At 34.9% G+C, this 20,244-nt stretch carries 22 protein-coding genes; 5 read left to right on the top strand and 17 right to left on the bottom strand.

Annotation, left to right across the window (positions count from 1 at the left end; genetic code table 11):
• Positions 1-111: 111 nt before the first annotated feature.
• The 3 genes from B5V89_RS02265 to dnaE all read right to left on the bottom strand — a co-directional run bounded on the left by B5V89_RS02265 (position 112) and on the right by dnaE (position 5,485).
• The gene (locus B5V89_RS02265; protein WP_066226950.1) at positions 112-735 is read right to left on the bottom strand and encodes a FadR/GntR family transcriptional regulator; all 624 of its coding nucleotides are present in this window, start codon (positions 733-735) and stop codon (positions 112-114) included.
• Between the two features lie 8 nt (positions 736-743).
• Positions 744-1,982 (bottom strand): NADP-dependent malic enzyme, encoded by a 1,239-nt coding sequence (ystJ, locus tag B5V89_RS02260; protein WP_108070310.1) that lies wholly within the window; start codon positions 1,980-1,982, stop codon positions 744-746.
• Between the two features lie 152 nt (positions 1,983-2,134).
• Positions 2,135-5,485, bottom strand: coding sequence for a DNA polymerase III subunit alpha (gene dnaE / locus B5V89_RS02255; RefSeq protein ID WP_108070308.1), 3,351 nt, complete (start codon positions 5,483-5,485; stop codon positions 2,135-2,137).
• 170 nt (positions 5,486-5,655) lie between these two features.
• Here dnaE and ytrH point away from each other — a divergent pair, with 170 nt between their 5' ends.
• Positions 5,656-5,991 carry a sporulation membrane protein YtrH gene (gene ytrH / locus B5V89_RS02250; protein WP_066226942.1) on the top strand — a complete coding sequence of 112 codons (336 nt, stop codon included), beginning with the start codon at positions 5,656-5,658 and terminating at the stop codon, positions 5,989-5,991.
• Entirely contained in the window at positions 5,988-6,488 is a 501-nt protein-coding gene (gene ytrI / locus B5V89_RS02245; protein WP_066226936.1) for a sporulation membrane protein YtrI, read from the top strand. The genes ytrH and ytrI overlap by 4 nt, the downstream gene beginning before the upstream one ends.
• A 17-nt stretch (positions 6,489-6,505) precedes the next feature.
• Here ytrI and B5V89_RS02240 read toward each other — a convergent pair whose 3' ends face one another.
• Positions 6,506-7,441 (bottom strand): DHH family phosphoesterase, encoded by a 936-nt coding sequence (locus tag B5V89_RS02240; RefSeq protein WP_107919902.1) that lies wholly within the window; start codon positions 7,439-7,441, stop codon positions 6,506-6,508.
• A gap of 103 nt (positions 7,442-7,544) precedes the next feature.
• Here B5V89_RS02240 and B5V89_RS02235 point away from each other — a divergent pair, with 103 nt between their 5' ends.
• The gene (locus tag B5V89_RS02235; protein ID WP_066226931.1) at positions 7,545-7,850 is read left to right on the top strand and encodes a YtpI family protein; all 306 of its coding nucleotides are present in this window, start codon (positions 7,545-7,547) and stop codon (positions 7,848-7,850) included.
• A gap of 29 nt (positions 7,851-7,879) precedes the next feature.
• Here the strand turns inward: B5V89_RS02235 and B5V89_RS02230 are convergent, their stop codons facing one another.
• The 3 genes from B5V89_RS02230 to B5V89_RS02220 form a co-directional block, all read right to left on the bottom strand.
• Positions 7,880-9,193, bottom strand: a complete 1,314-nt coding sequence (locus tag B5V89_RS02230) for a CBS domain-containing protein (protein ID WP_108070306.1) — start codon at positions 9,191-9,193, stop codon at positions 7,880-7,882.
• A gap of 82 nt (positions 9,194-9,275) precedes the next feature.
• Positions 9,276-9,512, bottom strand: a complete 237-nt coding sequence (locus B5V89_RS02225; protein ID WP_066226925.1) for a hypothetical protein — start codon at positions 9,510-9,512, stop codon at positions 9,276-9,278.
• A 98-nt stretch (positions 9,513-9,610) separates the two neighbouring features.
• A complete protein-coding gene (locus tag B5V89_RS02220; RefSeq protein ID WP_066226922.1) occupies positions 9,611-10,291 on the bottom strand; it encodes a metal-dependent hydrolase in 681 nt (226 codons plus the stop codon).
• A 196-nt stretch (positions 10,292-10,487) separates the two neighbouring features.
• On the opposite strand from B5V89_RS02220, the gene B5V89_RS02215 reads away from it, so the two are divergent.
• On the top strand, positions 10,488-11,585 hold the full coding sequence (locus tag B5V89_RS02215) for a M24 family metallopeptidase (RefSeq protein WP_108070304.1): 1,098 nt from the start codon (positions 10,488-10,490) through the stop codon (positions 11,583-11,585).
• 40 nt (positions 11,586-11,625) lie between these two features.
• Here B5V89_RS02215 and B5V89_RS20000 read toward each other — a convergent pair whose 3' ends face one another.
• From B5V89_RS20000 to sppA, 10 genes are all read right to left on the bottom strand, one after another.
• Positions 11,626-11,775, bottom strand: a complete 150-nt coding sequence (locus B5V89_RS20000) for a hypothetical protein (RefSeq protein WP_160331406.1) — start codon at positions 11,773-11,775, stop codon at positions 11,626-11,628.
• Positions 11,776-11,861: 86 nt separating this feature from the next.
• Positions 11,862-12,377 carry a MogA/MoaB family molybdenum cofactor biosynthesis protein gene (locus B5V89_RS02210; RefSeq protein ID WP_108070302.1) on the bottom strand — a complete coding sequence of 172 codons (516 nt, stop codon included), beginning with the start codon at positions 12,375-12,377 and terminating at the stop codon, positions 11,862-11,864.
• Complete coding sequence (locus B5V89_RS02205; protein WP_108070300.1) at positions 12,374-13,207, bottom strand: EcsC family protein; 834 nt, start codon at positions 13,205-13,207, stop codon at positions 12,374-12,376. The genes B5V89_RS02210 and B5V89_RS02205 overlap by 4 nt, the downstream gene beginning before the upstream one ends.
• A 109-nt stretch (positions 13,208-13,316) precedes the next feature.
• A complete protein-coding gene (locus B5V89_RS02200; RefSeq protein ID WP_066226909.1) occupies positions 13,317-14,507 on the bottom strand; it encodes an acetate kinase in 1,191 nt (396 codons plus the stop codon).
• 244 nt (positions 14,508-14,751) lie between these two features.
• Entirely contained in the window at positions 14,752-15,741 is a 990-nt protein-coding gene (locus tag B5V89_RS02195; protein WP_066226906.1) for a class I SAM-dependent methyltransferase, read from the bottom strand.
• 68 nt (positions 15,742-15,809) lie between these two features.
• Positions 15,810-16,310 (bottom strand): thiol peroxidase, encoded by a 501-nt coding sequence (gene tpx, locus B5V89_RS02190; protein WP_066226902.1) that lies wholly within the window; start codon positions 16,308-16,310, stop codon positions 15,810-15,812.
• An 87-nt stretch (positions 16,311-16,397) separates the two neighbouring features.
• Entirely contained in the window at positions 16,398-16,877 is a 480-nt protein-coding gene (gene ytfJ, locus B5V89_RS02185) for a GerW family sporulation protein (RefSeq protein ID WP_066226900.1), read from the bottom strand.
• 17 nt (positions 16,878-16,894) lie between these two features.
• Positions 16,895-17,572: a DUF2953 domain-containing protein gene (locus B5V89_RS02180; RefSeq protein ID WP_066226896.1), complete on the bottom strand. Its 678-nt coding sequence runs from the start codon at positions 17,570-17,572 to the stop codon at positions 16,895-16,897.
• Between the two features lie 115 nt (positions 17,573-17,687).
• The gene (locus B5V89_RS02175) at positions 17,688-18,206 is read right to left on the bottom strand and encodes an RDD family protein (protein WP_108070298.1); all 519 of its coding nucleotides are present in this window, start codon (positions 18,204-18,206) and stop codon (positions 17,688-17,690) included.
• A gap of 14 nt (positions 18,207-18,220) precedes the next feature.
• Complete coding sequence (gene sppA / locus B5V89_RS02170; RefSeq protein WP_066226888.1) at positions 18,221-19,231, bottom strand: signal peptide peptidase SppA; 1,011 nt, start codon at positions 19,229-19,231, stop codon at positions 18,221-18,223.
• 205 nt (positions 19,232-19,436) lie between these two features.
• On the opposite strand from sppA, the gene B5V89_RS02165 reads away from it, so the two are divergent.
• Positions 19,437-20,237, top strand: a complete 801-nt coding sequence (locus tag B5V89_RS02165; RefSeq protein ID WP_066226884.1) for an NAD kinase — start codon at positions 19,437-19,439, stop codon at positions 20,235-20,237.
• Positions 20,238-20,244 lie beyond the last annotated feature (7 nt).

The raw sequence follows: 20,244 nt of genomic DNA, 5'->3' as shown, positions 1-20,244 counted from the left end.
CTCCTTTAAAAGGCTGATACCACAAAATAGCTTAGAATATTTTTTATAAATAGATTCTTCTTGTCCAATATAATTGAAGATGAACGAAAATATTGCTAAAGTTTGTCGTATTTACTTCGACATATTTTTTAAGTCATCATAAAATTGCAATGATAAAGGCAAATTTTCTTCTACTATTGTATGTAGTAATTGTAAATATGGTTTTATATCCTTAATTTCGCGAGAACCATTTAATTGTGATGCATATTCTTTTAATAATAACCAAATTTTAAAAAGAAGATGGATATTTGAAAGTTGTACAATTTCAAGAAAAAAATCATCTTCTAATGTAAGGTCGCCTTGTTCTAATTTATATTTTATCAATTCAATAGATGGACGATCCAAATTATTAATTACTAATCTTATTGCATCCTTTTCAACTAGTTCTTTCGTTATTTTCACATCATTTTTCACTTTATCATCTTGTAATATAAACGTACTTAATAAATCAACTAAATGGTGGTCTGTGAAATCCCGGAGAAATGTACCTTCTCCTCGGCGAGTTTCGATCAAGCCTAGTAACTCTAAGGCCCTCAGACCTTCTCTTACAGAGGAGCGTCCAACTTTGAGACGCTCCGAGAGTTCACGCTCAGAAGGAAGTTTATCACCTGAAACTAATCCATCTTCATAAATCATTTGACGAATTTGGTCGACAATTTCAAGATATACCTTCGTTTTGCTTATATTTTTGTTCACCGAACAAATCACTCACCTTTTCCAATAATAGCAAGTCTCTTTGTTCTTTCTCTAATTTCTTCGGGGTCGACTTTTATCCTCGCAACACCTGTTTCCATTGCTGCTTTTGCAACAGCCGCTGCTACTGCAGGTGCAACACGTGGATCGAAAGGACGTGGGATAACATAATCAGCGTTTAATTCAGTTTCACTTATTAATTCAGCAATTGCTTCAACAGCCGCTATTTTCATTTCCTCATTAATATGTGTTGCTCGAACATCTAATGCTCCCCTGAAAATTCCAGGAAAAGCAAGAACATTATTTACTTGATTAGGAAAATCGGAACGACCCGTCCCAATCACTTTCGCACCTGCTTGTTTTGCATCGTCCGGCATAATTTCCGGATCCGGATTTGCCATAGCAAAAATAATGGCATCTGTTTTCATCGATTCTACCATTTCTTTTGTTAATGCACCTGCTACTGAAACACCAATAAATACATCGGCGCCTTCAATGACATCTGCAAGGGCTCCTTCTTTACGCTCACGATTTGTGTATTTCGCCACTTCGGATTTGATATCATTCATTCCGAAAGTTCTACCTTCAAAAATAGCCCCTTTTGAATCACACATAATGATATCGCGTACACCGTAATGGTAAAGGAGACGAATAATGGCAATTCCGGCTGCTCCGGCACCACTGGCAACTACTTTTATTTCAGACATTTTCTTACCGACGAGTTTTAATGCATTAACAAGACCTGCAACAGTTACGATCGCCGTTCCATGCTGATCATCGTGAAAAACAGGAATATTCGCTTCTTTTTTCAGTCTTTCTTCGACCTCAAAACAATTTGGTGCAGCAATATCTTCTAAGTTTACACCACCAAAAGTAGGCTCCAACAGTTTAACCGTTTCAACAATTTTATCTACATCCGTTGAATTCAAACAGATAGGAAACGCATCAACACCGGCAAAACTTTTGAATAATACTGCTTTTCCTTCCATAACAGGTAACGCTGCCTCCGGTCCAATATTCCCTAATCCTAAAACAGCCGTTCCATCGGTTACAACAGCAACCATATTGCCTTTCATCGTATATTCATATACAGTTTCAGGTTTGTCATAGATCATTTTACATGGTTCTGCTACTCCCGGTGAGTATGCTAAACTTAAATCTTTTGCATTCTTTACAGTAACTTTTGATTTAGATTCTAGTTTTCCTTTATTTATACGATGCATATGTAGCGCTTCTTCTCGCAAAGTCAAAGTTTCCACTCCTTTTTACTACAAACGATAAACAATTAGGTGGTCTGACCACATTGGTCTATTAAATAATATAACATATTTCCCTTTTTAGTGAAAAATAATATTAAACTTGTTTACAGAACTTAAGTTATTATTCGTAAAAAAGTAGAATCCTATTGCAAAATCACATTTTGCTTACCTAATAAACGGACTAGCTCCTCTAAACATTGATTAGTAGGATTGACCCAATCCATTCTAGGAAGTTGAATCGTTGTTTGCGTATGTTCATAAAATAAAATAACAGGAACACTCCCATGATGTGATTGAATGATTTCCTTAATACGGCTTAAACTTTCATGGGACTGAAACAAATATGGAATACGAAGAAAAAGTTTCTTATTGGCGTCTTCTAAATCTTTCATATCGATCATTTTTTGTATAATTAATTGTGTTGAATCATTTCTTACTTCAACCGTTCCTTCAAGTAGTGCTACTTGCCCTTGTTTACATAATCTACTGTATTGTCGATAACTTTTCGGAAATAATACCCCTTCCATTTCACCACTGGAATCACTAATTTTAACGAAACACATTTGTTCCCCTTTTTTTGTACGGATGGTTTTTACTTCATTTAAGTAAACTCCTAGTTTCACGTGTTTTTGATGATTAGAAATAGAAATTATCGTGTCATTCGTATAATTGTTAATTAAATCTTGAAATGGACGAATAGGGTGGTCTGATAAATACAGTCCGAGTACTTGTTTTTCAAAAGAAAGTTTATCGATAATACTAATTGGTTCCATTTCCACATACTTTGGTTTAATTTGAAAAAATTCATCATCAGAAAATAAGTCTTCCATATTGTCACTTGGATTGACGAGTTCAGCATGCTGCAAGGCTACATCAATACTTGCCAAAAGTGTTGCACGATCAACCTGAAACTCATCAAACGCTCCGGAAAACACTAGATTTTCAATCGTTTTCCGATTAATAGAAAGATGTGTCGTTCGAATGCAAAAGTCGAATAAATCACTAAAAGGCTTCGATGCTCTTGCATGTAAAATATCCTTTAGTGCTACACCACCTAGCCCTTTTATCGCCGCTAAACTAAAGAGGATGGCACCCTTTTCCACTTTAAAAAAGTAATGACTTTTGTTAATAGATGGTGGAAGCACTTGAATATTCATCTGTTTCGCTTCTCGTATATATTGTGCAATTTTATCTGCATTTCCAATAGCTGATGTTAATAATGAAGCCATAAAATATAGCGGGAAATGAGCTTTTAAATATGCGAGTTGGTATGCGATAAAGCTATAGGCAACCGCATGGCTTCGGTTAAATCCATAGTTAGCAAATCGGACAATTAAATCGTATATTTCATTGGCTGTTTTCTCGTTATAACCATTATTAATAGCCCCTTTTACAAAATGAATCCTTTCATGATCTAGCACATCTTTCTTCTTTTTACTTACAGCCCTTCGAAGTAAATCCGCTTCTCCTAACGAAAAACCAGCCATTCTTGAGGCAATTTGCATAATTTGCTCCTGGTATATGATAACGCCATACGTTTTCTTTAGAATTGGTTCTAAATCTTGATGTGGATACTGTATCATTTCTTTTCCATGTTTTCGATCGATGTATAAAGGGATATTTTCCATTGGACCGGGACGATAAAGCGCATTAACTGCGACAATATCCTCAAAATCAGTTGGTTTTAACCTTTTTAAAACACTTCGCATCCCTTCCGATTCTAACTGGAAAACACCTGTTGTGTTTCCTTCACTTAATAATTGATAGGTCTTTTCATCATCTAAAGGAATTTGATCGATATTTATTTTACTGCCAGTACCTTTTTGAATACTTGTTATGATCCGTTCAATTAGCGATAAATTCCGTAGACCTAGAAAATCCATCTTTAATAAGCCAATCTCTTCTAAGATGTCCATTGGATATTGTGTTAAATAACTACCTGTATGTCCATCTTGGATGGGGATAAGGTTAACTAGTGGTTCTTCACTGATGACGACACCTGCTGCGTGTGTTGAAACATGACGTGGAATTCCTTCAATTTTTAATGCTGTTTGAAAAAGTTTTTGATGTAATTCAGATTCTCCAACAAATTCCTGAAGTTTCTTTGATTCCTTAAACGCTTGCTTTAATGTTATACCGAGTTTACTTGGAATCATCCTTGACAATTGCTCTAATTCCTTTGTATTAAAGCCAAATACCCTAGCGACATCTCTTGCCGCAGCTTTAGCAGCAAATGTTCCAAACGTAATAATTTGTGCTACATGTAATTGCCCATACTTTTCAGTTACATATTGTATGACCTCATCCCTGCGATGATCAGGAAAATCAATATCAATATCGGGCATTGTAATTCGCTCAGGATTTAAAAAGCGTTCAAAAAGTAAGTCGTGTTCAATTGGGTCGACATTCGTAATTTTTAATACATAGGCGACAAGAGAGCCAGCTGCTGAACCTCGTCCGGGACCAGTTAATATTCCGTTATTACGGGCAAATTTCATAAAATCCGAAACAATAAGGAAATAATCACTAAATTTCATTTGATTAATTATCGTTAATTCATAAGATAAACGTTCCCAATAAATCGGTTCTGGGTGATCAAATCTTTCTCGCAATCCCTGTTCACAGTATTCCTTTAATGCTTGGTCAGAGGTTTCTCCCGGTGGTAATGGGAATTTTGGAAGAAGTTTTCTCCCCATTTCAATTTGTAATTGACACGAATTTGCTACAAGTACTGTATTTTCTAATGCGTTTATATGTTCGGAGAACGCTTCAACCATACTTTGTTTATCTTTCAAATCATATTCTTCTGAAGGAAGTTTTTTTCGATCATCATCACTAAGTTTCTTATTTTCATTGATAGCAAGTAAGCATTCATGACTAAAGCTGTCACTCTTTTCCAAATATTGCACATCATTCGTAACGATAAGTTTTATCTTGCATTTTTTTGAAAGGTGAACGAGCTTTTCTTCTATTATCTTTTCTTCAGGAAGCTGATGATTCTGTATAGAAAAATAGAAAGAATCCTCTTCAAAAATATTTTTAAAAATAGTTGCGATTTTTTCAGCTTTTTCTTCTTCTCCGCGCAATAAATACTGTTCAATTTCGCCATTTATTCCGGGTGTAAAGCCAAATAACCCTTTATGGTACCCTTTTAACCATTTTATCGGAATACCATTTGGTGATTTTGTTTGGACTGTACTTGAAAGTTTTAATAAGTTATTATATCCCGTTGTATTTTTAGCTAATAGAACGAGTGGATAAGATGTTTCTTTATCCATTTCACTGATAACATCTATTGTTAATCCGATAATTGGCTTAATCTGATTTTCTATACATTCTTTATAAAACGGAATGACACCGTAAAGTACATTTCGATCGGTAATAGCCAATGTATGATATTGAAGCTCTTTAGCTTTTTCAACTAGTTTTTTAATTGAGATAGTGCTAGATAATAAGCTATATGCAGTTGTTATTTGTAAATGGACAAATGACATTCTCTTCCCACCTTTCAATTGAAATCTTTATTCATATTATAAGACCTCCATTAAAAAAAAGAAAATATGTTCCCATATTAACTTTTATTTTTTCGGATTCCATTACATATCAGCGTTAGTTGTCCCATATATATTAATAGTGAATGGTTATACAGTTTGGAGTGATTTCAATGGACGAAGCATTCTTCCCTGCCTTTTTTAATAGTTTTTTTATCGCCTTCGGTGTAATGATAGGCGGGTCTTTAATTGGGGCCGGCTTGGCAACATTTATCACTGGAGAACAAGTTTTAACGGGGATTACGAAGATTTCAAAAAATTTGCGGATTTGGGCCATTATTGCAGCCATTGGCGGGACATTTGATACTGTATATAGCTTTGAAAAAGGCTTTTTGAATGGAGAAATTAAAGATTTATTTAAACAATTTCTATTAATCTTATCGGCAATGGGAGGGGCGAATACTGCAGCGCTTATCATACTATGGTTAACACAGGAGGAAATCCAATGAGAATTCCACCATTGTATCATCGTCCTTCATGGCAAAGATTCATTGCCGGCATCGTTATCGGCGGCTGTATTAGTTGGCTTGTCTTTTTATTTATGTATGGTGTTATGCAGGAAAAACATGCAAAGAAAATAAAATTCCAACAAGAAACAATCGATAATTTAAAACAAGACATAAAAATTTGGCAAGATGAGTATAAAGAGTTAAATCGAAAAAATGCGGAGCTATTAATTATTCAAAATGTTCAAGTGAAAATAACAGACTTTGAAAAGTATAATATCGATTTACAAAGTAAAATTGAAGCGGAGAATAAGGTAAAGGAAGACTTGAAATCTTTAATTGCAAATGACTTAAACAATACAGTTAAAAATAAAGAGTTAATAATAAAAGCAATTGAAAATAAGACAGTAAAATTTAATAATCGTCCATATAGATATGTCATAAAATCAATGATTTTTTATACAACGATTAGTATCGAACTCGAATTAAGGCTGAATTAAAGACTAGAGCATAAACTCTAGTCTTTGCAAACAGCCTTTAAATCGTTTATTACATGTTCGGCTTCATCCCAAGAATAAATAGAGGCACCTGCAGCCAATGGATGGCCCCCGCCATTATATTTTTTTGCAATTTGGTTGATAACTGGTCCTTTTGAGCGTAATCGAACCCTAATTTGGTCCTCTTCTTCAATAAAGAAGCACCACGCTTTCATTCCTCGGACATTCCCTAATGAACTTACAAGTAATGAGGCTTCTGAAGGAATGACTTCAAATTGTTTAAGAATGTCCGCACTTAGTTTCACAACTGCCGCACCATCTTCAAACATTTTAAAGTTTTGCAAAACATATCCTTGTAATTTAATCACTTTTGGATCTAGCTCATACAATTTGTCATATAATTCATTTCGATCGAACGAATATTTGATTAACTCCCCTGCGTAATCAAATGTTTTTTGCGTCGTGCTTGGGTATAAAAATCTTCCTGTATCCCCAACGATACCACCATAAATCAATCGTGCTGCTTCATCATTCATTTTTAGCCCTTTATCAGCACCAAATAAATAGAAATCGTAAATCATCTCACTCACAGATGATGCCGTCGTATCTACCCAAAGTAGATCACCATAAGCATCTTCGTTCGGGTGATGATCAATTTTAATTAGCTTATCACCTAAAGAATAGCGACGATCACATATTCTTTCTTCATTTGCCGTATCGCAAACAATAACGAGTGCTCCATGAAAGGTTTCATCCGAGATTACATCGAGTTTTTTTAAAAACTCAAGTGAAGGATCGGGCTTACCAACAGCATACACTTGTTTATTTGGAAAGGAAGTACGCAAAATTTCTACTAATCCCCCTTGTGACCCGTAAGCATCCGGGTCTGGGCGAACATGGCGATGAACAATAATTGTCTCATATTGTTTTATTGTTTCTAGTATTTTATCCTTCATAAGTTCACACCTTCTTTAATTTGTCATATTAACTTTGTAGCTTTTTCATATAAAACTCGTTACAATGTAAACAATGTTGAATATTATATTTGGAGGGAACATTTTGCCTATAGTAGTGTTTTTCATTATATTATCATTGTCATTCTATGTATTCTATAAAATAAAATTTGTAAGAAGCCCATTGCCAATGGAGCGAAAATATTTATCAGGAAAATCAGGGATTTCATTAGGACTTTTCGTTGGTTTATTCGGTATTAATCAATTGTTTCTTCATCCATCAACCATTACCTATATTATCGGTGCAATTTTTATTATCCTAGGCTTCTTTAGCGTTTGGGCCGGAATAAAATCACTGCGATTTTACCGACCATACGTTATTAAAGAATTAGAAGAAATGAAACAACATTAATTAATAAAAAAGCCAATGAATGGCTTTTTTTATTTATCTATTAATTGACACATTAACAATGCTTTTCCAACGAGCTGGCCTTGATTAAATACTTCTACATCAATTTTCCCAAACTTTCTACCCGCTTCGAGAATCGTAGGAACAACTTCGATTGTGCTTTCAATTTGAACAGGTTTGATAAAATAAATCGTCATATTTTCAATAACGATATCACCCTTTTTTTGTTTCTTCAATTTTCGGGTTGCCGCTTCATAAACAAGCGTAGTAAAAACGCCATATGAAATTGTTCCAAGCGGATTCGTCATTTGTGGAGTAACCTCAAAAAAATAACTTTCTTTTTCAGCAGTTTCAGCTGCTGTCTCTATTTGTGTAGTAATGATATCATCAATCGTTTCGCCAACTTGAGGCTGTCGTTGCGTCATTTGCAGCGCCTTCAATACATCTTGCCTGCTTATAATCCCAAATAACCGATGATAGTCATCAACAACCGGAAGTACCTCTATTCCCTCCCAGATCATCATATGTGCAGCGGAAGTCACGCTTGTCTTTAAACCTACGGATATCGGATTTTTTGTCATTACTTTTTCAATCGTTAAGTGCTGATCAAATTCTATTATATCTTTTGAAGTGACCATTCCAACGACTTTCATTCCTTGATCAACAACTGGAAAGCGGCTGTGGGAAGTGATTCTATTTTTTTCATACCATGTGCTTATTTGATCATGAATCATTAAATAAGCTGTTTTGTCTATTGGGGTAAAAATATCTTCTACTAAAATAATTTCCTTTTTAATTAATTGATCATAAATCGCGCGATTAATCATCGTTGCAACTGTAAACGTATCATAGCTGGTAGTCAAAATCGGCAATTCTAATTCATCCGCCAGCTTTTTCACCTCGTCCTCAGTATCAAAGCCACCGGTGATCAACACAGCTGCTCCAGCTCTAAGCGCCAGTTCATGAGCTTTCGTCCGATTTCCAACGATTAATAGATTCCCTGCACCCGTGTATTTCATCATCGCTTCCAGCTTCATTGCACCGATAACAAATTTAGTTAATGTTTTATGTAACCCTTTTTTCCCTCCAAGCACCTGTCCATCGATAATATTTACAATCTCCGCAAATGTCAGTTTTTCAATATTATTCTTTTTCTTACTTTCAATCCTAATCGTACCTACTCGTTCAATTGTACTAACATAGCCTTTATTTTCAGCATCTTTAATTGCTCTATATGCCGTTCCTTCACTCACATTTAAAGCCTTGGCAATTTGTCTTACGGAAATTTTCTCTCCAATGGGGAGGTGATCGATGTATTCAAGTATTTGTTCATGTTTAGTTGCCAAGCTCTTCACCCTTTTCGCGACTTTTTCGTTAGATTTATTATAAGGTGAGGAGCCTGACAATTCAATTATTAACGACTCTTCCTTAATTATGTGACTTTACACGTTTTGGTAACGGTTTATCTACATTTTTATTTGCTCGCTGTTTTTTCGGTGCATAAAGCCACGCTGTAAGATTGCCGGCAAAAACAAGCAAAGCTAAACCAAGCCAAGCAATGGAAAAAATACCGGCCTCATGTTGAACAGAAAAAGCTAAATGAGGTAAAGCATAATAGAGCATTAATGCGGTTAATAAGATACATAGTAAATATCTATTTTTCATTGGACTCCCTCCAGTATTTAAGCTTGTATTATTGTATGCTCTTATATTGAATTCCAACACAAAAATACATCTGCTTTTAAACAGATGTATCATTTTCGTTATAATTCAATAAATTCACCCGCACTCATTACCTTGCCATTTTTCTTTTCGAGTAAATCAATGAATTGATGTGGGTCTTTCTTAATTAATGGAAAGGTATTGTAATGAATCGGTACAACGGTTTTGGCATTTAAAAATTTTGCAGCGATTGCAGCATCTTCCGGTCCCATCGTAAAGTTATCACCAATTGGTAAAAACGCTAGATCAATGGGGTGAAGCTCACCGATTAATTTCATATCGGAAAACAATCCTGTATCACCTGCATGGTAAATCGTTTTCCCTTCAACCATTAGCAACACACCTGTTGGCATTCCTAAATAAATAATCTCTTGATTTTCTGTGACTAATGCTGAGCCATGAAATGCAGGGGTTAACTTCACCTTACCGAATTCAAATTCAAAAGATCCTCCAATATGCATCGGATGGGTGTTTAAACCTTGCCAGCTTAAATAATCTGCAATTTCATTATTAGCAATAACTACTGCTCCGCTTTGTTTTGCAATTTGCACAGTATCACCTACATGATCGTTATGACCGTGGGTTAAAATAATATAATCAGGCTTCTCTTCCTCGACTTTTAAATCAGTTTGAGAATTACCATTAATAAACGGATCAAACAGAATTGTTTTTCCGTTTGTTTCTACTTTTACTATAGAATGTCCATGATAAGATACTTTCATTTTTATATCTCTCCTTAAAAAAAAATAGTTTATCAACCATATTCAATATAAAATCCAAAACTCCTCTTTCCAATACAAAATACCCCTTTTGGTATCTGTTTAAAAGTAATTTTTATTTGTTTTCCATACTAGAAATTAGAAACGATAGGTATATTCTGATATTCTTTATATATACCCAATTAGGAGATGAAAAAAAATGAACAAAAGACTACAAGAATTAACTAGTTGGCTACAACAAGAAACGATTGATTTTGCATTTGTCACCACCCCTGAAAATGTTTTTTATTTCAGTGGTTTTCTAAGTGATCCTCATGAGCGATTACTTGGCATTGCTGTTTTCCCAAATCAGGAACCATTTATGATCTGCCCGGCACTTGATGTAACTGATGCGAAAGCGTCGGGTTGGGAATACGAAATCATTGGATGCTCAGATACTGATAATCCTTGGGAAGTACTTGAAAAGCAAGTTAAAAAACGGACAAATGAGATTCAAACAATCGCGGTAGAAAAAGAGCATATGAATATTGAAAGATATGAGTTATTACTTCAACATTTTAATGGTGCGAAATTCGTTGCAGCAGAAGCAAAGCTTCGTCAATTGCGTTTAATTAAAGATGAGAAGGAAAAGGAAATCCTGAAAAAAGCAGCTGAATTCGCGGATTTTGCTGTGCAAGTTGGTGTTAACGAAATAAAAGAAGGAAAAACCGAACTAGATATTATTGCAGCTATTGAGTACGAATTAAAGAAAAAAGGAATTTCTGAGATGTCCTTTTCAACAATGGTGCTAACTGGTACAAATGCCGCTTCTCCCCATGGGAATCCCGGATTAACTAAAATTAAAAAAGGCGATTTAGTCCTATTTGATTTAGGTGTCGTTTATGAAGGATACTGCTCTGATATTACCCGTACAGTAGCCTATGATCATACAAATGACGACCAAGAAAAAATTTACAATATCGTTTTACAAGCGGAAGAGGAAGCAATTAAAGCCGTTAAGCCTGGAATAACAGCAAAGCAATTAGATATGATTGCGAGAAATATTATTTCTGATGCTGGGTATGGAGATTATTTTCCACACCGACTTGGCCATGGGTTAGGAATTGGTGTGCATGAATATCCTTCAATAACAAATACAAATGAACTACTCATTCAAGAAGGAATGGTGTTTACTATTGAACCTGGAATCTATGTACCAAATGTAGCAGGGGTTCGTATCGAAGATGATGTATTCGTGACTAAAGACGGTGTTGAAATTTTAACCGCCTATCCAAAATCATTGCAAATTGTGAAATAATTAAAGGAATCAGCAATTGCTGATTCCTCTTTTTTACCTTCTATGCTTCCTCATCCTGATCATAAATGTGAAATTGTCCATCTGGTTGGTCAACTACACCGCTCGCATATGCTCCCATAATTTGATTAGTTGTTTGATTGATGCCTTGCTCATTATAAATAATTTCTTTTTCACGATCTTGTTTTTTCAAAATAGTGCCCCCTTCCTATATTTACTATTGTTCGAAATCTGTTTTTAGATATACAAACCATAAATTGGAACATAAGAAGGGTTTTCTTACTTTCTGTCTTTCTCAATTTCATATACGATGTGACCTAATTCCGGCAAGATGAGTTTCTCCATAGCTAACCGTACAGCACCTGTTGAACCAGGTGTAACGAAAATAATTTTATTTTTGTACGTCCCTGCTGTAGCACGGGATAACATCGCAGCAGGTCCGATATCTTCCGTATAGCTTAAATACCGAAAAAGTTCACCAAATCCCGTTACCTTTTTTTCAAAAAGGGACGAAACTGTTTCAATAGTTACATCCTTTGCTGCGATTCCCGTTCCCCCATTTATTAAAATCGCTTTGATCCCGTCAATATCCGCTATTTTCTTAATCGCGTCTTTTATTAAATGTTGATCATCCTTTACTATTTGATAGAAATTGATTGAATGACCATGACACTTTAATAAATCCATCATCAGGTGACCACTTCTATCTGTTTCTGCTGTTCTCGTGTCACTTACAGTAATGATTCCACAATAAATACTAGTTGGCGAAGCTTGTTTATGTGCGAAAATACTCATTTCTCCCATCCTTTATCCTGTAAATAACGGAATTTATAATATTTATCAGCGAAATCAGTAACTTTTCTTGAAAATAGATAGTTTGCACCTGCACCAACTGCCAACGGTATAAATGTCCATTTAGAATCTTTTTCCTTTTGAAATAAGGAAATAAAATATACTTTAACTAATTGTTTGAACGGCCCTTCTAACGATTGATAGCTTGTTATTTGATCAGTGCCATCATAAAAATATTGTTGTTCCCCTAAATCATGCACTAACAGACCCCATGCATTTCCCTTTAATCGTTTAGGAAGTGTTGCGGCATGAAAAACTTTTAGTGAGGTCATCATTTCATAAGGTGTTTTTATATCATAGCCATAAGACATAGCAATAATTTGAACAGCTCGAAGATTTAATATAATCATTACAAGAAAGTCTGAACCAAGAAGGATTGTTTTCCCAGTCCCTGTAATCCCACCTTGAATGAAGGCATACAATCGATGACGCGCAGAATGCTGATCTGCAATATAAGACACTTGATCAATCGTTAAGTTTTTTATTTCTGGAATTGTATTTACCTCCTCATCAAAAACTCTTGCAGTACTTAATATTCGATTTCTTGCATCTTCTTGAAATTGCATACTTTGAATAAGAGAGTGAAGATGAAACAGCCATGTATCCAGTTTTTCAAAAAAAGGTTCTTTAATATGATCAGGTATCATTGAAAATCCATGATCCATCCATTTTTCATATGTATTTGTGAAATCATTTGATTTCTCTTCGTTCAACGTATCAATCCATATCTGAACTTGATCCCAAACAGCCTGATCTCTTTGTGTCCATTGCATCTAATTCACCTCTTCATAAGGAATAATTATCCTTAAGTATACCATACAGCCTAGATGAAAGAGCCACGAATAAAAAAAGGCAATACCGAAATGGCTTGCCTTTTCATAACTATTTTGTTATTAAACTTACAACATCCCTTGCTATCATTACTTCTTCATTCGTTGGAATGACTAGTACCTTAACCGGTGAATGTGGATAATTAATAAATGCTTCTTTTCCTCGAATTTTATTTAATGCTGGATCCCAATAAATTCCCATGAATTCTAGACCGTGAAGAACTTTCGCACGAACAAGATCACTATTTTCGCCAATTCCAGCTGTAAAAATAATCGCATCAACTCCAGACATTCTTGCAGAATAGGAACCAATATATTTATGAATTCGATTCGCAAAAACTTCTAAAGCTAATTCTGCTCGATTATTTCCTTTCGCTGCTTCTTGTTCAATGTCCCGAAGATCACTAGAAAATCCTGAAACACCGAGCATACCCGATTTTTTATTAAGTACATCCAACACTTCATCTGCCGTTTTCCCTGTTTTGTCCATGATAAATGGTATTAAGGCAGGGTCTATATTCCCCGATCTCGTTCCCATCGCTACACCTGCCAATGGCGTGAATCCCATGGACGTATCAATTGATTTTCCACCTTCAATTGCTGCTATACTTGCTCCATTTCCTAAATGGCAAGAGATTAATCGAAGTTGTTCAATTGGACGCCCAAGCATTTCAGCCGCACGGCGAGAAACATATTTGTGAGAGGTTCCATGAAAACCATATTTGCGAATACCGTATTTTTCATAATAATCATATGGCAAGCTATATAAAAATGAGCTTTCAGGCATTGTTTGATGAAAAGCAGTATCAAAAACAGCAACTGCTGGAACATTAGGCAATGCTGCATGACAAGCCTGTATTCCAATAATATTTGCCGGATTATGGAGTGGAGCTAAATCTGAAAGTTTAATTAGTTGCTCCACTACTTCCTCTGTAATAAGGACGGAATCATTAAAAATTTCGCCCCCATGTACAACACGGTGACCAATTCCTTCTATTTCATTTAATGATTGAATGATATTTAATTCGGTTAATTTGTCCAAAAGAAGTTTGACTGCTACCTCATGATTTGGAATATCCATGACTTCTTTATATTTTTCATCGTTTACTGATATAGTAAAAATTGAATTTGCCAATCCAATTCGTTCAATAAGGCCTTTCGATATTACACGTTCCTCAGGCATTTCAAATAATTGAAATTTAAGCGAGGAACTACCTGCATTAATTGCGATAATTTTTGACATAACTACCTTTCCTTTCTATATAAGAAAGTAATCTATTTTGCATTACTGATTAATGAATTTTATCATTATTTTAGGTTTTGCATTTCAAACTATAACTATTAACGACTTCTCATTTTAATTGTCAAAACAGATATTTTCAAGCATAAAGGAGAGAGTAATCGTTTACACAGAGAAGAAAGTTTATTCGAATGATTTTGAACAAATAATGCAAAAAAAATAACCGGTATACACCGGATATTTTTTATCACTCTTTATTCTCCCGAAACCATTTATCAAGTTTTGCAAGCATTGTCTCCATTGCATGTTGATTGGATAATGTCGGCAGATTTGCAATAAGTACTTGTTTTGGAGCTTTTACAGAATCATCCTTCTTTTGAAGAATCAAGATGCTTTTCGCCGCATTTGGATTTTTAAAGATGGAAAGCGGAAGTTGAATCACACCTTGGATATGTACCTGTTCCGCTAAAAATTTATGTAATTTCGGTGCTTCTTCTGATTCAAATAGTCCATTGGGAATTAGAAAAAATAAATATCCACCTGGCTTCGTATAATTTATGCTTTGCTCGATGAATAGATGATGAGCATAGGAATGGCCTTTATCAGACTTCAGCTGGTAGTTTGAAGCGCCACTATCATTCGGATAGTACCCGACTGGTAAATCACTTACAACTACATCTACAGGATCGATAAACAAATGTTCTAATGAATCTTGGTTATACAGCTGAACCGGTTGACTTTGCAGATTTGCTCCGATGTATGCTAGTTTAATTAAAATATCATCGATTTCTATTCCATAAGCGGAAATTACGTTATCCTCTAATTGATTCATGATTGTCATTAGCAGATTACCTGTCCCAACTGCCGGATCAAGTATAGAAAAGGTTTTTATTTGTTCTGTAAATCGTTTAATTAAATAGCTCATCACTAATCCAATTGTATCAGGGGTCATTTGATGATTTGCCTGAACATTGTCTTTCATTCCTTTTAGGATGGCTAATTGGTACGCTTTTCGAATTTGTTCTTCGGTAAATGAAGAAAGATTAATTTCCTCGTATTTTTTCTTTAGTCTTTTTTTATTTAATTCGCTTATCTCCTCTTGCACGATCTCCCCATGAAATAAGTTTTCTCCTGTCTCAGCAAGTGCCTCTAAATAAGTGCATGAAAGTTCTTCTTGTAGAATAAGTGCTGTTTCATTTAAGACATTGAAAATCGCTTCCATTGGAGTAATATTCATTAGTCTTTTCCTCCCAACATAAAATCCCCGATTCGTATCGGGGACAATGATTCTATATTTTTTAAAATTTACTTCGCTTGTTTCGCTGCTTCGATTGCCTTTTCGTAGTCTGGGTGATTGGTGCCTTCGCTTACGTACTCAACATAAACTACTTTATCATTACTATCAACGACAAACACGGAACGGGCAAGTAGTCGTAATTCTTTCATAATTACTCCGTATGCTTCCCCAAATGAAAGATCACGATGATCAGATAAAGTTTTAACATTTTCCAAACCACTTGCAGCACACCATCTGCTTTGAGCAAATGGCAGATCACAGGAAATTGTTAAGACTTCCACATTGTTTAATTTTGATGCTTCCTCATTAAAACGACGTGTCTGTGCATCACATACACCAGTATCAATAGATGGTACAACACTAATTAATCGAACTTTCCCTTTCGTGTCATCAAGTGTGACCTCTGATAAATCATTTGCCAATACAGTAAAATTAGGAGCAGTATCTCCAACTTTAACTTCATTTCCAAGTATTGTTACCGGATTTCCTTTAAACGTTACATTTGTCATCGTTTTAATTCCTCCTTTTATGTATTTATAATAATCATACTTAATTTTCAACTATTTTACCAATTAAAAACTCGCCAATGGCGAGTTTTAAAAATCAAAATCTTGTTTTTGATTTGTTGGCTGATGGTTTTTCCATCCATTTGAATTAGTATTTTGATTATTTTTCTTTATCATACTTTGAATTTTATCCACAACACTCGGGGCTACGTCCAATATTTTTTCGAGTAAATGTGTACTTTCATCAAGATGAAGCATTTTTACCCCTTGGGAGTTAACAATTAAAAAAGCAATAGGGGTAATCGAAACTCCTCCACCACTACCGCCACCAAAAGGAAGATCAGTTTTACCACCTTGACCGCTTTGTCCTTGTCCTCCTGAACTAGACTTATCAGGTCCATTAAATTGACTTCCACCTGCGGCAAACCCGAATCCTACTTTTGATACAGTTAAGATTACACTACCATCTGGTGTTTCAACGGGATCACCAATGATTGTATTTACATCAATCATTTCCTTTAAGTTTTCCATTGCTGCTGACATTAATCCTTCAATTGGATGTTCACCCATAGTAATCCTCCTATCTCTTACAAAGATTCATTAGAATCTTCTTTAGAAATCATTGTTAATGGCTTTGTTTTGAAAGAACCTTTACCGCCTCTCCAAAACTTTACTATTTTTAATCCTGCTAGAATAGCATTCCCGATTCTTATTTTAATCATACATTTTAGTGAAGTTTCTGAAATGGGAATTTGAAAGGATGGTGTAACAGAATAACTAGGGAATTTCATCAACTTCATTTTATTGCTTATGAAAGCGATTATGATTGATTTTAAAGCCATTGCTGCACCAGATAATTTTCCCGTTAATGCTGCATCTTTTAACCCGATTGTAGAATGCCATTCCAATTGAGTGATTCTGACCTTTTTTAAGAATTTTAGTATGATAATTTTCAACCCAAAAATATGTTCTAGTAATTCCTTAAAATCTGATATTCGCTCAGTTATTTCTTTAGTAGTAATTTCTGCATGTTCATGTGTTCCAGTATTCGTTTTCTTTTCATATGTAATAGTCGGCTCATCTTTTTCAACTTTAATTGTTGGTATTTTCAATTTATAGCGAATAAACTTCCACATAATGAATTGAACTCGTAAATGATCATCGTCGATTCTATGTGAATAATCAATAAAGATAGTGATAGTTGTAAACCAAATAACAAGTAAGAATAGAAGAAAAATACCTATTATAACAGTGGCAACGATCATTTCTCCACAACCTTTCAGCCTTACATTCTCGCCAAAATAGAAAAAAAATAAACCCGCATTACTCATAATGTAATACGGGTTTATTTGAGGATTGTTATTCAATAATAGCTTTGAGTCATGCAGGTTTTGATTGAAATTGTTTTACCGCTCTTTCATGTACGACAGTTGTATCGGCAAATATGTCATGAATGCCTTGTTTATTCGGAGTAAAAGCAACAACAACGTATAATATTTTTGTAAAAACAGAAATATATCGTCCAATCCCTTCACGGAAAATGATTGTACTCCATGAAAGTTTCTTTTCTTTTAATGAAATCACTTTTAATCCAAACACCATTTTTCCTATCGTGGCACTTAAAAATTTCGTCATCAATATGAAGTACAGATAAAATAATAGGGTCGTTACAATTGAATAGGGTGTAAACAGTCCTGAATCAGTTAAAGGAATATCCACGATTCGAAAAACAGGCCTTATAATTAATCGACTAATACTAGCGACTACAACAATATCGAGGAGATACGCCCAAAATCTCATCCAAAATCCTGCAAAAGAGAATGTCTGAACGACAGTTAAGGTTTTGTCATTTGCCGCTATATCGTTTTTATTAGTAGCTATATCTTGTTCTTCTGTCATTATATGCTACCTCCTTACTCCGAATAGATGTACATGGGCCGTGGGGCATTAGGTTGTGACAACATTTTCATTAAACCTGTTACGTCCGCTTCTTTCCCCATCATTTTTTGAGCTGCCATCGAAAATAGGGAACCTAAGCCCGCATCACTTTTATAGCGAACAACTTGTGCATTTTTTAAATGAAAATCCTTACGAACATGATCAATTACATCTTCCAAGTATCCAAAATCATCGATTAATTTTAATTCTTTCGCTTGTCTGCCATCATAAACGCGTCCATCCGCTAATTTTCGAACTATATTCTCAGGCATATGTCTTCCTTGTGAGATAACTTGAACAAATCCATCATATGAATTATTCACCATATTTTGAATGATCTTTTTCTCATCATTTGTCATTTTCCTTGAAGGACTCATAATATCTTTATACGGACCACTTTTAATCGTCACAAAGTCTACCCCGAAATCCTTTGCTAATTCCGAATAGTTAACACCTTGCATGATAACCCCGAGAGAACCTGTCATTGTCTCTTTACTTGCAAAGATTTTATCTGCAGAGGTTGATATGTAATAACCGCCTGACGCAGCAGTTGCTCCCATTGATACATACACAGGCTTTTTCGCCTCTTTTTGTATTTCGACTATTTTATCATGAATTTCTGCAGATTCTACTACTCCACCACCTGGTGAATTTACCCGTAAAATAACCGCCTTTACATCATTATTATCTTTCACATAGTTTAATTGCTTCATAAAATCTCGATGATTATACGAACCATCTTTCAGTAAGGAAGTACTGCTACCTGTATCTTGAATGACTCCATCTACCTCTAGGATCGCGATTTTTTTAAATTCATCACCATCCTCCATCACTTCTTCTGAAAAGTTTTCATCCGATGTAGTGAATGTCTCTTCAAAAAATTTAGTAAAGTCTGTTGTAAATGCAAGACTTGCAAAATTCACAATAATTGATACTCCAAAAAGCAGTACAGCAATCGCCAAAGCTCCCCACCTTTTTTTATTCATTATTCACATCCTCCTTCTTTCCACTAATTTGTTATTATGGACATAATAGTGTATGTATATAAATTTCATGGCCAGTGTTTTTACACTCCTATATTGTACGACTTCCTTTTTAAAAAGTTTCGTAATAATGGTAAACTTGTCTTAAACAATAATGAAAAAATCGTTTTCAAAATTCACTAATTACAAGAGAGAAAGGTGATTATGAATGTCAGAAAGAAAGAACATTTACCTTTATTACAATAATCGAGAAGAGCTAGAACATAAGCTTACGCATTTAATAAATACTGCAAAAAAATATGATTTCACCGTTGTCGATCATGTGATGGATGCAAACATCATTATAAGTGTTGGAAGTGATGGCACCTTTTTGCAAGCCGTTCGCAAGTCGGGATTTAGGCAAGATTGTCTTTATGTAGGTGTTTCCACAAAGGACCGTCTCGGAATGTATTGTGACTTTCACATAGATGATGTGACTGAGATGATCGAAGCAATGAAATTAGACAAAATAGAAGTGAGAAAATATCCTGTCATTCAAGTAAATATAAATCAACAAGGATCATTTTATTGTTTAAATGAATTTAGCATTCGCTCCGGGATCATTAAAACATTTGTTATGGATGTTTACATAGATGACATCTCATTTGAAACGTTTAGAGGAGACGGGATGCTGATTGCTACTCCAACAGGAAGCACAGCTTACAATAAATCGGTAAATGGAGCGATTGTTGATCCATTGCTGCCATGTCTTCAAGTCAGTGAACTTGCGTCATTAAACAATAATCAATACCGGACATTAGGTTCCTCTTTTATTCTTAGTGGTCACCGAAAATTGTCATTGAAAGTCGTCCAAACCGGGAATGATTACCCTACAATGGGAATGGATAATGAAGCACTAAGTATTCGCCATGTCGAAAAAATCGATATCCAACTAAGTGACAGAATCATCAAAACGGTAAAATTAAAAGATAATTCATTTTGGGAGAAAGTGAAACGGATATTTTTATAAAATAAGA

The organism is Heyndrickxia sporothermodurans, assembly GCF_003055045.1.
GTDB classification, from domain to species: Bacteria; Bacillota; Bacilli; order Bacillales; family Bacillaceae_C; genus Heyndrickxia; species Heyndrickxia sporothermodurans.
This window is presented reverse-complemented; position numbering and strand designations above follow the sequence as displayed.

Coding starts and splice junctions, on each gene's coding strand:
- B5V89_RS02225 (WP_066226925.1), bottom strand. CDS start 9,512: ATGAAAAATAGATATTTACTATGTATCTTATTAACCGCATTAATGCTC.
- B5V89_RS02175 (WP_108070298.1), bottom strand. CDS start 18,206: ATGACAGAAGAACAAGATATAGCTACTAATAAAAACGATATAGCGGCA.
- B5V89_RS02240 (WP_107919902.1), bottom strand. CDS start 7,441: ATGAAGGATAAAATACTAGAAACAATAAAACAATATGAGACAATTATT.
- B5V89_RS02215 (WP_108070304.1), top strand. CDS start 10,488: ATGAACAAAAGACTACAAGAATTAACTAGTTGGCTACAACAAGAAACG.
- ytfJ (WP_066226900.1), bottom strand. CDS start 16,877: ATGGGTGAACATCCAATTGAAGGATTAATGTCAGCAGCAATGGAAAAC.
- tpx (WP_066226902.1), bottom strand. CDS start 16,310: ATGACAAATGTAACGTTTAAAGGAAATCCGGTAACAATACTTGGAAAT.
- B5V89_RS02200 (WP_066226909.1), bottom strand. CDS start 14,507: ATGTCAAAAATTATCGCAATTAATGCAGGTAGTTCCTCGCTTAAATTT.
- B5V89_RS02220 (WP_066226922.1), bottom strand. CDS start 10,291: ATGAAAGTATCTTATCATGGACATTCTATAGTAAAAGTAGAAACAAAC.
- B5V89_RS02180 (WP_066226896.1), bottom strand. CDS start 17,572: ATGATCGTTGCCACTGTTATAATAGGTATTTTTCTTCTATTCTTACTT.
- sppA (WP_066226888.1), bottom strand. CDS start 19,231: ATGAATAAAAAAAGGTGGGGAGCTTTGGCGATTGCTGTACTGCTTTTT.
- ytrI (WP_066226936.1), top strand. CDS start 5,988: ATGAGAATTCCACCATTGTATCATCGTCCTTCATGGCAAAGATTCATT.
- dnaE (WP_108070308.1), bottom strand. CDS start 5,485: ATGTCATTTGTCCATTTACAAATAACAACTGCATATAGCTTATTATCT.
- B5V89_RS02195 (WP_066226906.1), bottom strand. CDS start 15,741: ATGAATATTACTCCAATGGAAGCGATTTTCAATGTCTTAAATGAAACA.
- B5V89_RS02210 (WP_108070302.1), bottom strand. CDS start 12,377: ATGAGTATTTTCGCACATAAACAAGCTTCGCCAACTAGTATTTATTGT.
- ytrH (WP_066226942.1), top strand. CDS start 5,656: ATGGACGAAGCATTCTTCCCTGCCTTTTTTAATAGTTTTTTTATCGCC.
- B5V89_RS02165 (WP_066226884.1), top strand. CDS start 19,437: ATGTCAGAAAGAAAGAACATTTACCTTTATTACAATAATCGAGAAGAG.
- B5V89_RS02205 (WP_108070300.1), bottom strand. CDS start 13,207: ATGCAATGGACACAAAGAGATCAGGCTGTTTGGGATCAAGTTCAGATA.